The 13752-nt window shown below is 73.0% G+C and carries 13 protein-coding genes and 1 pseudogene; 7 read left to right on the top strand and 7 right to left on the bottom strand.

Going from position 1 to position 13752, the window contains the following annotated elements; genetic code table 11:
• Positions 1–379, top strand: a pseudogene (locus LUU90_RS22290) (hypothetical protein); the annotation flags it as partial.
• A 280-nt stretch (positions 380–659) separates the two neighbouring features.
• Here LUU90_RS22290 and nhaA read toward each other — a convergent pair.
• Together nhaA and LUU90_RS22300 are read right to left on the bottom strand one after the other, a co-directional pair.
• Positions 660–1985, bottom strand: a complete 1326-nt coding sequence (gene nhaA, locus LUU90_RS22295) for a Na+/H+ antiporter NhaA (protein WP_275006154.1) — start codon at positions 1983–1985, stop codon at positions 660–662.
• A 103-nt stretch (positions 1986–2088) separates the two neighbouring features.
• Positions 2089–2916: a helix-turn-helix transcriptional regulator gene (locus LUU90_RS22300; protein WP_275006155.1), complete on the bottom strand. Its 828-nt coding sequence runs from the start codon at positions 2914–2916 to the stop codon at positions 2089–2091.
• A gap of 100 nt (positions 2917–3016) precedes the next feature.
• On the opposite strand from LUU90_RS22300, the gene LUU90_RS22305 reads away from it, so the two are divergent.
• The 3 genes from LUU90_RS22305 to LUU90_RS22315 all read left to right on the top strand — a co-directional run bounded on the left by LUU90_RS22305 (position 3017) and on the right by LUU90_RS22315 (position 5605).
• The gene (locus LUU90_RS22305) at positions 3017–3769 is read left to right on the top strand and encodes an SDR family oxidoreductase (protein WP_275006156.1); all 753 of its coding nucleotides are present in this window, start codon (positions 3017–3019) and stop codon (positions 3767–3769) included.
• Positions 3770–3896: 127 nt separating this feature from the next.
• Complete coding sequence (locus LUU90_RS22310; RefSeq protein ID WP_275006157.1) at positions 3897–4655, top strand: TetR/AcrR family transcriptional regulator; 759 nt, start codon at positions 3897–3899, stop codon at positions 4653–4655.
• A complete protein-coding gene (locus LUU90_RS22315; protein WP_275006158.1) occupies positions 4649–5605 on the top strand; it encodes a hypothetical protein in 957 nt (318 codons plus the stop codon). The genes LUU90_RS22310 and LUU90_RS22315 overlap by 7 nt, the downstream gene beginning before the upstream one ends.
• 9 nt (positions 5606–5614) lie before the next feature.
• Here the strand turns inward: LUU90_RS22315 and LUU90_RS22320 are convergent, their stop codons facing one another.
• From LUU90_RS22320 to LUU90_RS22340, 5 genes are all read right to left on the bottom strand, one after another.
• The gene (locus tag LUU90_RS22320) at positions 5615–6265 is read right to left on the bottom strand and encodes a hypothetical protein (protein WP_275006159.1); all 651 of its coding nucleotides are present in this window, start codon (positions 6263–6265) and stop codon (positions 5615–5617) included.
• A gap of 59 nt (positions 6266–6324) precedes the next feature.
• Positions 6325–6831: a hypothetical protein gene (locus LUU90_RS22325; RefSeq protein ID WP_275006160.1), complete on the bottom strand. Its 507-nt coding sequence runs from the start codon at positions 6829–6831 to the stop codon at positions 6325–6327.
• Positions 6832–6889: 58 nt separating this feature from the next.
• On the bottom strand, positions 6890–8059 hold the full coding sequence (solA, locus tag LUU90_RS22330) for an N-methyl-L-tryptophan oxidase (protein WP_275006161.1): 1170 nt from the start codon (positions 8057–8059) through the stop codon (positions 6890–6892).
• A 24-nt stretch (positions 8060–8083) separates the two neighbouring features.
• Complete coding sequence (locus LUU90_RS22335; protein WP_275006162.1) at positions 8084–8950, bottom strand: fumarylacetoacetate hydrolase family protein; 867 nt, start codon at positions 8948–8950, stop codon at positions 8084–8086.
• 136 nt (positions 8951–9086) lie between these two features.
• Positions 9087–11162 carry an MSCRAMM family protein gene (locus LUU90_RS22340; RefSeq protein WP_275006163.1) on the bottom strand — a complete coding sequence of 692 codons (2076 nt, stop codon included), beginning with the start codon at positions 11160–11162 and terminating at the stop codon, positions 9087–9089.
• Positions 11163–11296: 134 nt separating this feature from the next.
• Between LUU90_RS22340 and LUU90_RS22345 the strand changes: the two genes are divergently transcribed.
• The 3 genes from LUU90_RS22345 to LUU90_RS22355 are packed head-to-tail and all read left to right on the top strand — an operon-like array spanning position 11297 to position 13700.
• Complete coding sequence (locus LUU90_RS22345) at positions 11297–12301, top strand: LacI family DNA-binding transcriptional regulator (RefSeq protein ID WP_275006164.1); 1005 nt, start codon at positions 11297–11299, stop codon at positions 12299–12301.
• Positions 12298–13245, top strand: coding sequence for a ribokinase (locus tag LUU90_RS22350; protein WP_275006165.1), 948 nt, complete (start codon positions 12298–12300; stop codon positions 13243–13245). Before LUU90_RS22345 ends, LUU90_RS22350 begins: the two co-directional genes overlap by 4 nt.
• Entirely contained in the window at positions 13242–13700 is a 459-nt protein-coding gene (locus LUU90_RS22355; RefSeq protein ID WP_275006166.1) for an RpiB/LacA/LacB family sugar-phosphate isomerase, read from the top strand. Before LUU90_RS22350 ends, LUU90_RS22355 begins: the two co-directional genes overlap by 4 nt.
• Positions 13701–13752 lie beyond the last annotated feature (52 nt).

A 13752-nucleotide genomic window follows, 5' to 3' on the forward strand; every position in this document is an offset into this window, starting at 1 on the left:
GGATGCGGATGGCGGCGGCGCAGTCGTCGGCGGTCACGGCCCGGCTGGCGGCGACATGGACAGTGCCCGCTGGGGACCTTACGCACCGTGGGCCCTGCCACACCTGCTCCTGGCCCGTGGAGCCGGCGCCGATGCGGCAGCCGCCGTCCGCCGTATCCCTGACCCGCCGCCCGGCCTGCTCGCCGAGGTGCTCTGGATCCTGGCGGGGCGCGCGGCCGTCGCGGTCGGCGACCACCGGATCGCCGAGCGCGCCCGGACGGCGCTCACCCCGGCAGCCGACGAGGCCTCGGCGGGCAGCGGTGTCCTGACCGCGGGGCCCGTCGGGGGTCATCTGAAGGCTCTGGCGGAGTTCCTCGCGGCTGACCGCCTCGACCGCTAGCCGCTGCCACGGCGTGCAACGGACCGAACTCACTGGCTTCGGTCCGTTGCTCTGAGATCGGTCAATCAAACGACCGATCTCAGAGCAACGGACCGATCTCGATCAGCCGCCTGTGCAACCGACCGATCTCACGGCGGACCGAACCCGGAACCGCCACAGCCGTCGGCGCTACGACGCGCGCCGCCGTCGTCGTCCGAACGCCGTCGTCGCCACCCCGCCATCGCCACCCCGCCATCGCCACCCCGCCATCGCCCCCCGCCACAACACCCCACCCCCACCGTCATGCCGGCGGGCGCCACGCCCCCTCGGGGAGCGGCGGCGGACCCGAGGCCTCGTTGGGCGAGCACAGCGGCAGGCGGTCGCCGAAGTACCGGAGCACCAGCACCCCGATGACCCCGGACAGGATCGACCCGACGATGATGCCCACCTTGGCCTCGTTGATCAGGGCCTCGTCGTCGAAGGCGAGCTCGCTGACGAACAGCGCGATGGTGAACCCGATGCCGCACAGGAACGCGCCGCCGGCGAGGTGGCCGTAGCGCACCTGGCCCGGGAGGCTGCCCAGCCCGGTCACGAGCGCGACCATCGCCCCGGCGAAGACGCCGATGCCCTTGCCCAGCACGAGGCCCGCCAGCACCCCGATCGTGACAGGGCTGGTCAGAGCGGCGCTGATCGACTCACCCGACAACGCGACGCCCGCGTTGGCCAGCCCGAACACCGGTACGACGAAGTACGAGCTCACCGGGTGCAGCGCGTCGAGGATGCGGTCGCTCGTGGGGACCGCCGACCGCGCGGCGCTGACGGCGAGGCGCGAGCGGGCGGGGTCGAGATCCTCCATGAGGGCGCGCGCGTACCAGCCGAGATGCCAGCGGGCCTCGTCGTCCCGCCCGCGGCGAGTGGTCGGGACCGCGAGGCCCACGACGACCCCGGCGAGCGTCGGGTGCAGCCCGGACTCGAGCACCGCCACCCACAGGATCAGGCCCACGAACAGGTACGGGGGGATCTGCCAGACGCCGATCCAGCGCATCGCGAACAGCACCACCGTGAGCAGGGCAGCGAGCGCCAGCGCACCGACGGAGAGCGCGTCGGAGTAGAAGATGCCGAGCAGGGCGATGGCTCCGATGTCGTCGAAGATCGCCAGCGTCAGCAGGAAGACGCGCAGCTGGTCCGGACACCGGGGGCCCGCCAGCGCGAGCACGCCGATGACGAACGCCGTGTCCGTGGACATCGGCAGCCCCCAGCCGGAGGCGTCCGGCCCGGACGGGTTGATCAGCAGGTAGATGCCGATCGGGACGACCAGCCCGCCGATAGCCCCGAAGAGCGGCACGGACGCGGCACGGAAGGTGCGCAGCTCGCCGACGGTCAGCTCACGGTTGACCTCGACGCCGACCACGAAGAAGAACACCGCCATGAGGAAGTCGTTCACCCAGTGGTGCAGCGAGAGGTGCAGCTCCCAGGTGCCAACCGTGAGGTTGACGGGCGTCTCCCACACGTCGTGGTAGGAGTGACCCCCTACGTTCGCCCAGACCAGGGCGATGGCGGACGCCGCCAGCAGGAGCGTCGCACCCCCACCCTCGGTCGCGAAGTAGCTGCGAAGGCCTGGGGACAAGCGGGGATACGGGATGTCCACCCGAGGCCGGGGTCCCGGCTGGGTCGGGACTCCGGTGGGGATCCGGTCTGCCACGGGACAAGTTTGTCAGACGCCGACGGCGTCAGCCGACCGCTCGCGTCGCGACGATCGCGCCGAGCAGGGCCAGCGCCTCGGCGGCCGGCGAGCCCGGGGTGGCGTGGTAGACGACGAGCTCCTGCCCCGGCACGCCGCGGACGTCGAACACGTGCACGCGCAGCTCCAGGTGGCCCACCTCGGGGTGCAGGAAGCGCTTGCTGGTCAGTCGTTTGCCGCGCGCGTCGTGCTGGTCCCACATCCGCACGAAGTCCGGGCTCTTGACCCGTAGCTCGCGGACGATCTCGCGGATCCCAGGGTTTCCGGGCGTGAGCCCGTCGGCCAGGCGGAGCCCGGCCACCGTGTTCTCGGCGACGGCGTGCCAGTCCGGGTAGAACGTGCGCGCGGCGGGGTCCAGGAACGTCGCGCGGGTCAGGTTCCGCGAGAACGGGAACCCGCCGAACAGCGCCTCGCCCAGCTGGTTGCTCGCCAGCACGTCGTAGGCCCGCCCGAGCACCAGCGCGGGGCTGTCCCGCCAGGAGAGCATGAGCTCCAGCAGCGAGCTGTCGACCTCCTCGACCACCGCGGGGGTCGCCGGCCGGGGGCTGAGACCGGCCAGGCGGTAAAGGTGCTGCCTGCCGTCGTCGTCCAGGCGCAGCACCTCGCCGAGCGAGTCGAGGACCGGCGGTGACGGGTTCACCTCGCGGCCCTGTTCGAGCCGGACGTAGTAGTCCACGCTGACGCCGGTCAGCATGGCCACCTCCTCACGCCGCAGGCCGACGACGCGGCGCCGCCCGTACACGGGCAGGCCGAGCGCCTCCGGGGTCAGCTGCGCGCGCCTGCCGCGCAGGTAGTCGCCGAGCGGTGATGTGGTCATGCCTTCGACCGTACTCGGCCGGCGCCGCGTAACCAGGGTGTGCTGCACCCAGGAGAACAGCGCCCTTCCTGGGTCCCGCCCGACGACGCAGCCTGGGTGCATGAGCACCGACACGAACAGCCAGAACAGCACCGCCAAGGTCATCCTCGTCACCGGCGCGAGCAGCGGCATCGGCGAGGCCACCGCGCTCCGGCTCGCGACGGAGGGGCACCAGGTGGCCCTCGGCGCCCGGCGGACGGACCGCCTTGAGGCCCTCGCCGCCCGTATCCGGGCCGACGGCGGGCGGGCGAGCATCCACCGGCTCGACGTGACCGACGCCGACGGCGTGCGCGCCGTCGTGGACCGCGTCGCCGAGGAGCACGGGCGGATCGACGTCATCGTGAACAACGCGGGCGTCATGCCCCTGTCCCGCCTGGACGCCCTGCTCGTGGACGAGTGGAACCAGATGATCGACGTCAACGTGCGTGGGCTGCTGCACGGCGTCGCCGCGGTGCTGCCCCACTTCACGCGACAGGGCGGCGGGCACGTCGTGACCGTCGCGTCGGTCGGGGCGCACGAGGTCGTCCCGACGTCGGCCGTCTACTCCGCCACGAAGTTCGCGGCCTGGGCGATCACCGAGGGCCTCCGGCTCGAGTCCGACCCGAGCATCCGGACCACGACGATCACCCCCGGCGTGGTCGAGAGCGAGCTCGCCGAGCACATCTCCGACCCCGGCGCGCAGGACGCCATGCGGGCCTACCGCCGCAACGCCATCCCGGCGGACGCGATAGCGCGGGCCATCTCGTTCGCCGTCGGCCAGCCGGCCGACGTCGACGTGAACGAGATCATCGTGCGCCCCGCGGCCCAGCGCTGAACGGCGCCGGACCGCGGGCGGGTCAGGCGAAGCCACCGTTGACGATCGCCAGCACTGCTACTCCCCCCGTCGACGCGATGTCGCTGGTTGGCAACTGTCGATATCGGGGTGGCGTTATCATCGATACGTGAGCGAGCCCACCAGTACCCGACGACGGATCCTCGACGCCGCGGCGCGGCTGCTGGAGGAGCACGGACGTGAGGGCGTCACCACCCGCGCGGTGAGCCACGCCGCAGGGGTCCAGCCGCCGACCATCTACCGCCAGTTCACCGACATGAACGGCCTGCTCGAGGCGGTCGCGGCGCACGGCTTCGACACGTACCTCGCCCGGAAGCACGGCGCCGCCCTCAGCGACGACCCCGTGCAGGACCTGCGCAACGGCTGGGACATGCACATCGAGTTCGGCCTCACCCATCCGGCCCACTACCAGCTCATGTATGGCCGGCGGGTCCCGGGCGAGACGTCTCCGGCGGCCCAGCGTTCGGCCGACCGGCTCCACCTGCTCGTCGAGCGGATCGCCGCGGCGGGCCGGCTGACCGTCACCGTCGAGACCGCGGCGGCGATGATCCACTCGGCGGGCAGCGGTCTCACCCTGCATCTCATCGGCGTGCATCCCGACGAGCGCGACCCCGAGCTGCCCGGGCGCCTCCGCGAGGCCGTGCTGGGAGCGGTCACTGGTGAAGCGCCCCCGGCCGCTCCCGGGTACACCCAGCACGCGACGGCCCTCAAGGCCGCACTCGACCAGACCGACGACCTGCTCACCGCGGGCGAGCGGGCCCTCCTCGGCGAGCTGCTCGACCGGCTCGGCGGCTCCCGCGGCGGTCGCCGGCCGTCGTCAGCGGCACCCGCCGCTGACGACGGCGGAGCCGAGACGAACGCGTGCTGAGCGTCCGCGGCATCTCCTACCTGGTCGGCGGGTCGAGCATCGACGCCGTGCGCCGCGACCTCGAGACCATCGCGCGGGACCTGCACTGCAACACGGTCCAGGTGATCGGTGGTGAGGTGGAACCGCTGGTCGAGGCGGCTCGCACTGCCCTCGACGTCGGCCTGGCCGTCTACCTCAGGCCGGATGTCACCGACCTTCCCCGGCACGAGCTGCTGGAGCGGCTGGACGCCGTGGCCGCGGCGGCGGAGACCCTGCGGCTCGAGCACCCGGACCGGGTGACGCTCCTGGTCGGCAGCGAGTTCTCCCATGTCGCGCCCGGTATCGTCCCCGGGCCCCGGTCCTTCCTGCGGCTGTGGCTCATCCTGCGGTTCCGCCGCCTGCTGCGGCGCCGGATCGACCGGCGCCTCCACGAGCTGCTCACCCGCGCGGTGGCCGTCGCGCGCCGCCGTTTCCAGGGTCCCCTGACGTATTCGGCGGCAGGCTGGGAGAACGTCGACTGGTCGCTGTTCGACCTGGTCGGCGTCAGCCTGTACCGGGGCGCGCGCAACCAGGCGACCTATACCGAGCGCCTGCGCGGCCTGGTCCGCGACCACGGCAAGCCGGTGGTCATCACCGAGTTCGGTTGCGGATCCTTCACGGGCGCCGACCTGCGCGGTGCCGGCTCCTTCCAGATCGTCAGCTGGTTCGCCGAACCGCCGCGTATCCGGGGCGACCATCCGCGCGACGAGTCCGTCCAGGCGCGCTACCTCGGCGAGCTCGTCGAGCTGTACGACGCCGAAGGCGTCCACGGCTGTTTCGTCTTCACCTTCGCCATGCCCGACTTCCCGCGCCGCGACGACCCGAGCCTCGACCTCGACAAGGCAGGCTTCGGGGTCATGGCGGTGACCGACGACGGCGTCTACCAGCGCAAGGAGGCATTCGGCGAGGTCGCACGGCGGTACGGCGGCTGACCGTGGCGGTCAGGCGATGCGCGCCGCCGCGGTCCGGAGCGCCGCAATCTCGTCCGGGGACGACATCCGGGCCAGCGCCGCGATGTCGCAGATGTACTCGCGCCGGTCAGCCGCGAAGGCCTCGGCGATCCTCGCCGGATCCTCGAGCAGCACCCGGTAGATCTCCAGGCCGGCGGCGTAGAAGAGGTCGACCAGCTTGAGCTCGCCGGAGGCGTTCCGCATCACGTTGCCCGGGTTGTGGTCGAGCCCGCCCCAGAACGGGACGGACCTGGCCGCCTCCGCATCGAGCTGTTCGGCCACCCGGCGGACCTCGCTGATCGGGTCGTCCGGCGAGGCGGCAGCCCAGCGCCCGACGACACCCTCCGCCTCGGTCGGATCGGCGGGCAGCAGAAACTCCATCACCGTGAGGCGGCCTCCGCCCGCCAAGGGGGCGTCGAAGTCGATCCGCGGCAGCAGCGGATGCCCGTCGAGGCGGTGGCACAGGTCCACGAAGACCTCGTAGGCCGGCTCGAACGGGCTCACCCTGGCGACCAGCGTTCCCTCGGGCGAGCGCCAGACCGTCGCCCAGTCCCCGATGCCGCACACGTTCCAGCCGTCGGCGAGCAGGCGACCGGCCACGTCCCGGTGCGGCAGGTGGCGGAGGCCCTCGAACGACGTCACGCCCGGGAGCCTAGGCCGCGGTCCCGGACCCGCGGAAGCGATTTAATCCGGCACGGACGTCAGCGACGCCGCGGCAGGGGCCTCGGCTCGTCCGGGTCCGCACCCGACCCCACGCCCGCGCCGACACCGGCCGGGGCCAGCGCCGCGGCGAGCTCGGCCTCGTCCGCCGTCGCCCGGCAGTAGACCCGCTTGCCGCTGCCCTTGCAGAGCTGGTTCAGCCCCGCCGCGAAGGCGTGCAGGTCCTCCGGGTCGGCACGGCGGAACCGGCGCGACAGCGACCAGTGCCTGACGACGTCGTCCAGCGTCGTCGGGCGCACCATCCCGAACAGCGACACCAGGTGGTTGGACAGCCGGATCACCAGCCGGGCGCCGTCGGCACTCTCGGCCACCAGCTGGGCGCTGCGCAGGCCGTCGTCCCCGACCGGGCCACCGAGCAGCCGCTCCAGCTGCCCCAGCACCGATGCGGGGTCGACGACGTGGGATCCCACGCTGCCGTCGATCTCTCCGCCGTCGATGGTCTGGGCTGCTGTCTCGTCGTCCGCGACTGCGAAATACTCGAACCTCATGCGCGCATCTTTCCGCATGTCAGGGGGTGCTCGGTGCCACTTTTCGCCGGATGCCGTCTCACCCCACGAAATCACGGGTGGCCTGGGCCGTGAACCGGGTCGGATCAAGGAAGCCGATGTCCCCGTAGGGCCGCTCCCCCACCGCGATCCGGGCCAGCAGCTCGCCCACTCCCGCCGCGTGCTTGAACCCGTGCCCGCTGTCCCCGCCGGCCACGACGAGACGCGGATCACCTTCCGGTCGGCCCACGAGGAACTGCTCGTCGGGCGAGTTCGTGATCATGCACGGGATCGCCTTGACCGGAACCGGGTCCACCTGCGGGAACGCCGTCGCGACGGCGTCGGCCAGCCGTTCGACGTCGGTGCGCGGGTGGATGTAGCGGTCGAGCTCGTCGGGATCGGTGTCGTCGGTGCCGTGGTCGCCGAGCCCGATCTTGATGTGGAACCCGTCGTCGCTCCCGTGCCCCCACACGCTCCGCCCGTCGGCGAGCTCGTAGATGAACGACGGGAACCGTGACAGGTCGAACGACGCCGTGGCGTCCGCCTTCGGCGCGAACCAGTACAGCGGGGTGCGCCGCGGGCGCAGCGGCAGGCCGGGCAGGAGCTTCCGGTTCCAGGCCCCGGCGGCGACCACCGCCTGCCCCGCCTCGAAGACGGCGGTCGGCGTCACGACGCGCACACCGCCGTCCACCAGCTCCACCGAGGTCACACGCGTCCCGGGGTATACCTGCGCGCCGGCCTCGGCGGCCGCCCGCACCTGGGCGGTGACGTTGCGCTCGGGAAAGCACAGCCCGCCCTCGGGGTCGAGCACGCCGACCGTCTCGTCGTCGTGGCCCGCGTACTGCGGGTAGCGCTCGACCAGCTCGGCGTGCGTCAGGTGGGCCACCTCGATACCCGCCGCGGCGGCTGCCGCGATCGTGCCCCGGACCGGCCGCGAGTCGGGGCGCCCGACGCTGAGGCACCCGGTCTGCTCCACGTACGTCTCGCCGTACCGCTCGCCCAGCTCCGTCCACAGCTCCAGGGACGTGCGTGCGACGGCGGCGAGCCCCGGGTGCTCCATGCAGGCGACGCGGAACAGCCGCGTCACACCGTGCGAGGAACCCAGGTTGTGCCCGATGTCGAAACGGTCGATCCCGACGACGTCGACGCCACGCTCGGCCAGGCGCCAGAGTGCGGCGCTGCCGAACCCTCCGAGCCCGACGACGACGACGTCCGAGGTGATGGTCTGCATGCCCCACACGCTAACGCGGCGTGCTCAGTGGCGGGCCGCCCAGGCCACGTACTCCTGGCGCTGCCGCCCCAGACCCTCGATCTCCGTCTCGACCACGTCGCCCGGTCGCAGGTAGGGGAACCGGCCCGACAGCGCGACCCCCTCGGGCGTACCCGTGAGCAGCACGTCACCCGGCTCCAGCGCGAGGTACTGGCTCAGCGTGTGCACCAGCACGTCGACACCGAAGATCAGGTCCGCCGTCGTGGAGTCCTGGCGGGGCTCGCCGTTCACCCAGGACCGCAGCCGCAGGCCCGCGATGTCGGCGCCGTCGGTCTCGTCCGGGGTGACCAGCCACGGGCCGAACGGGGTGAAGCCCGGCGCGCACTTGCCCTTGGACCACTGGCCGCCCGACTCCTCGAGCTGCCACGTGCGCTCGGACAGGTCGTTGGCCACCGCGTACCCGGCGATCACGTCGCGGGCCTGCTCCGGCGAGTCGAGGTAGGAGGCCCGGCGGCCGATCACCACCGCGAGCTCGACCTCCCAGTCCGTCCTGCTGCTGCCCCGCGGGATGGTGACCGTGTCGTACGGCCCCGCGATCGTGTTCGGCGTCTTGAGGAAGATGACGGGCGCCTCCGGCGGCGCGGAACCGGACTCGGCGGCGTGCGCGGCGTAGTTCATGCCGACGCAGACGATCGCGGAGGGCCTGGCGACCGGGGAGCCGAACCGCGCGCCCTCCGTCTCGACGACGGCGAGCGTCCCCGCCGCGAGCGCCGTCCGGGCACGCGCGACGCCGTCGGCGGCGAGGAACGCCCCGTCGACGTCAGCGGTGAGCGGGCTCAGGTCGTGCCAGCGGGTGCCGTCGTGCACCACCGGGCGTTCCTGGCCGGGGGTTCCGATCCGGGCGAACTTCATCGTTGCTCCTCTGTGCTGGGTTCCGCGGTGCCGGGCCCGAGGGTATCGAGCGCAGGGTCGACGGCCACGTGGGCGTCCAAACCCCTGACCGTGACGCTGAACGCCCGGAGCACCACGATCCGGCTGGAACCCGGGGTCAGCGGGCGCGGGAGGCCCGGACCAGGGCGACCCCCAGGGCCACCAGGATGGCCGCGGCCAGCCCGATGGAGCCGACGGTCGCGCCCGTCGCGGCGAGGCCGTCCGGCTTCCCGCCGTCCGAGCCGTCCGAGCCGGTGTCCGGGGCCGGGCCGGCCGACGGCTCCGGCGTCGGGCTCGGCTCCGTGGTCGCGCTCGGGCTCGTGGTCGGCGTCGGGCTCGGCACGGGCACGGGCACAGCGACGACGGGGAAGTGTTCCTCGAGCCAGTTCTCCCCGGCGCTCGTCACGGTGACGGTGCGTTCCACGACCTCCGCCGCGTACCCGGCGGGCACGGTCAGCGTGATCACGTAGTCGCCCGGTGCCAGGCCGCCGGTGAAGTACCCGCCGACGGCGTCGGTGGCCAGGGTGATCGAGCCGCCGGGACCGGTCACCACGACCGTGGTGTCCGGCACGGGGTCGCCGACGTCGTCGGTCACCGTGCCGCCGATGGAACCGGGCCGGGACAGCGCGAAGTCGACGTCGACCACGTCCTCCCCGGCGACCGTGACGTCCCGAGCGTCCGGGCCGTCGGCGCGGTACCCGTCGGGCGGCGTCACACGCACCGTGTGGTCGCCCGGGCGCGCCCCGGTGAAGACGTAGGTGCCGTCCGCGCCCGTCGTCGTGCTGACGGTCCCGTCCGGGCCGGCCGACGTCACGACGACCCCGGCCACCGGCTCGTCCCCGGCGGTCACCGTGCCGGAGACCGACGCCGGAGCCCGGACGACGAAGTCGTTGCCGGTGCTGGGCTCCTCCTGGCCGACCGCCACGGTGATGCCGTCCGGCGCCGTGGCCGTGACGTACCCCTCGGGCAGGCCGGTCACCGCGAAGGTGTAGTCCTGCGGCTGATCGCCGTCGGCGTCCCACCCGACGTCGTCGATCAGGTACTCGCCCGTCGAGCTCGTCACGCCCGTGAGAGGCGCGCCCCCGCCGACCGGCGTGAGCGTGACCGTCGCTCCGGGGACGGGGGTGCCGTCGTCGGTCAGCACCGTGCCGCTCACGGCGACGGGCTGGACGTCGCGCGCTGCGAAGTCGACGCCGGTGGCGTCGGCGGTGCTGAGATCTACCTCGTCGACCACCCGCTCGCCGGAGGGGACCAGCCCGAACGGGTGGTCGTCGTCCGCCTCCGGCAGGGTCGTCAGCTCCACGCGGTAGCCCGGCGCCGCGACGTACCCGGGAAAGATGTACTGGCCGCTCTGGTCGGACGTCGCCGTGGCGAGCTCGGCGCCGTCCGGGCCGAAGAGCGTGAGCCCGGCCCCCGGCAGCATTCCCTGCGGCGCGCCGCCCGTGTCGACGAGCTGGACGGTCCCGGTGATGTCCCGCGCCAGCGACGCGAACCACGTCTGGTACACCGGGAAGCCGCTGCGCTGGTAGAACTCGACGGTCAGGCTCACGATCGGCGCGGTGGGCCGGAACCAGCCGGAGGCACCCGACGTGTCGGCCGCCCCCGCGTTGCCGAGCAGCTCACCGCTGGTCGGGTTCCAGGTCGGCACGTCCTCCGGCGCACCCGCGCAGGACGGCGAGCCCGTCCCCGGGCAGTAGTTGAAACCGCCCTGCCAGCCGAGCTCCGCCCCGGTGAGCAGCCGGCCGTCCGCGCCGCGGGCGGTCACCACCGCGCGGTCGGCGTCGATGTCGCCCAGCACGAACGCCCAGCCGCCCGCCGGCGTCGGCCGCTCGAACGTGTACGTGGTGGTGGACGGCGTCGTCGGCCGGTCGGCCCGCGGGCGCAGGTTGAGGTACTGCCGATCGCGGCTCGACCCGAACACGTCGCCCGGCGGCGTCGACGGACCGAGCCACGAGGAGGCCCCGGAGATCACGCCGACACCACCGCGCGAGTCGGAGGTCACCGTCGCGGCCGGGAAGCCGCCGGCCGGCAGCCGCACCGTGGTCGACCAGTCACCTGCCGATCCGGTCAACGGGTCCCACTCCGCCCACCCCGCGGACGTCTCCGCGGACGCCGACATCGCGGGAACGACGGCGCACAGGGCGGCGAGCACAGCCGCCGCGAGTACGCCCAGCCTCGCCGGGGTGTGCTTCACAGTCGAAACGGTAGGAGACAACTGACGCTCCCGCGCGGGGACCGATGCGGACGCATCCTTCTTGCGTCCGACGGGGTGCATGTGGAAGATTGGCGTCAGGCAGTCATGGAAACGTTTCCACGGAGGACGGCAGAGTGGCCACGATCAAAGATGTCGCAGCGCTGGCGGGCGTGTCCCTCGGCACCGCGTCACGGGTGCTGAGCGGCAGCAGCCAGACGTCCCCGGACTCGCGGGCCCGCGTCACGGCCGCGGCGGAGCAGCTCAACTACATCGCGAACGGGCCCGCCAGGTCGCTGCGCCGCTCCCGCACCGACGTGCTCGGCCTCCTCGTGTCCGACATCCGCAACCCGTTCTTCTCCGAGCTCGCCCACGCCGCCGAGCGCGAGGCGCAGCGGCGCGGCTACACCGTGCTCCTCGCCAACGCCGACGAGGACGCCGCCCAGGAGGCCGCCTACCTGCGGACCTTCGCCGCGCAGCGCATCGACGGCCTGCTCATCGCACCCCAGGGCTCGGACCTGACCCAGCTGCGGAGCATGCGGGAGTCGGGCCTGCCGCTCGTCTTCGTCGACCGGACGGTCGACGGCATCGACGTGCCGACCATCAGCACGGACAACGAGGACGGTGTGCGCCAGGCCCTGACCTGGCTCCACGGCAGAGGGCACCGGGAGGTCGCGTTCGTCGGCGGACCACCCGAGATCTCGACCGGCAGCGAGCGCCGCGTCGCCTTCCTCCGGATCCGGGACGAGCTCGGGCTCTCCACCGATCCCCGCCTGATGGCGCACGGCGACTTCCGGGCCGAGAGCGGCGTGGAGGCGATGCGCACGGTCCTCGCTTCGGGCGCACGTCCGACAGCGGTGCTCAGCGCGGACGGCCTGATGACCCTGGGGGTGGGCCGTGCACTGCGCGAGGAGTCCGACCGGGCGCTCGGCGAGATCGAGATCGTGTCGTTCGACGACCTCGACTGGTTCTCGCTCGTCTCACCGCCGATCTCCGCCGTGCGCAACGACGCGACGGCGATCGGGCGGCTGGGTGTGGGCGCGCTGGTCGACGTGATCGAGGGGCGGCCTGCGGCGTCGCACCGTGTAGCGACCTCCTTCGTCGACCGCTCGGCGGCCCTCACGCCCGGAGCCGGGGCATGACGACGCGCGTCACCGTCGTCGGCAGCATCAATGCCGACACCGCGCTCCGGCTCGCGGTCCTCCCCCGCCCCGGCGAGACGGTCCTCGCCCAGGAGGCGACGCGCTCGCTCGGCGGCAAGGGTGCCAACCAGGCGGTCGCCGCGGCCCGTGCGGGTGCGGACGTCCGCATGGTCGGGGCAGTGGGCGTTCGCGACGGCGAGCATCTCGCCGACGCCCTGGCGGCCGAGGGCATCGACACGGCGCTGCTGGCCCGGTCGGAGCGGCCGAGCGGCCAGGCCCTCGTACTGCTCGACGACGCCGGTGAGAACTCGATCATCGTGGTCCCCGGAGCGAACGCCGCGATCGACGACGAGTCCGTGCGCCGGGCCTGCGCCGAGCTCTCACGGGGCGACGTGCTCGTGCTCCAGCACGAGGTTCCCGTGGCGACCTCGCGGCTGGCTGCCGCGACCGCGTCCGACGTGGGAGCGACAGTCGTCTGGAACGCGGCACCGGCTCCGGCGCACGCCGCCGACCTGGTCGAGCACGTGGACCTGCTCGTCGTCAACGAGCACGAGCTCGACGCGGTGGCCCGGCTCCTCGGCGTCGAGCCGTCGGGACCGGAGCAGGACGTCGCGGCCGTCGCCGTGCGGCTCGGCACCGACGTGGTCTGCACGCTGGGGGCGGCCGGGGCGCTGGTGCACCGCACCGGCACGCTCACCCGCGTACCTGCCCCGCGGGTGACCGCCGTGGACACGACGGCGGCCGGTGACACGTTCGTCGGCTACCTCGCGGCCTCCTGGCACCTCCCTCTCGCGGACGCCGTGCGCCGGGCCACGGAGGCCGGCGCCCTCGCCGTCACCCGGCACGGGGCGACGCCGTCCATCCCCGGGCTCGCGGAGGTCGAGCGGCGACTCGCCGTGGCCTCCACGGACACGACAACCACCACCGGAAGGAACGAACCATGAGAGTCGCCCTCGGAGCCGACCACGCCGGCTTCCCGCTCAAGGACCACGTGCGGGAGGCGATCGAGAGCCTCGGGCACACCGTCGTCGACTGCGGTACCGACGGCACCGACCCCGTCGACTTTCCCGACATCACGCAGGCCACGTGCGCGCCGGTGCTGGCGGGTGAGGCGGACCGCGCGATCCTCGTGTGCGGTACGGGCGCCGGCGCCATCATGGCGGCCAACAAGATCCCCGGGATCCGGTGCGGCCTGGCGAACGAGCCGTACTCGGCCCACCAGGCCGTCGAGCACGACGACGCGAACGCCATCGCCCTCGGCGCGTGGCTCGCCCCGCGCGCTTTCGTCCCCGACATCGTCCGTGAGTTCCTCGACGCCACGTTCGACGACGACGTCGACACGCGTCGGCGCGTCACCAAGCTCAACGCGCTCGACCACCTGACGCCCACCAGCGACTGATCCTGCGCGCAGCACCACAGCACCACAGCACCAGCACCGATCGAAGGAGATC

Origin of the sequence: Promicromonospora iranensis (assembly GCF_028994775.1) — a bacterium.
Taxonomy (GTDB): domain Bacteria; phylum Actinomycetota; class Actinomycetes; order Actinomycetales; family Cellulomonadaceae; genus Promicromonospora; species Promicromonospora iranensis_A.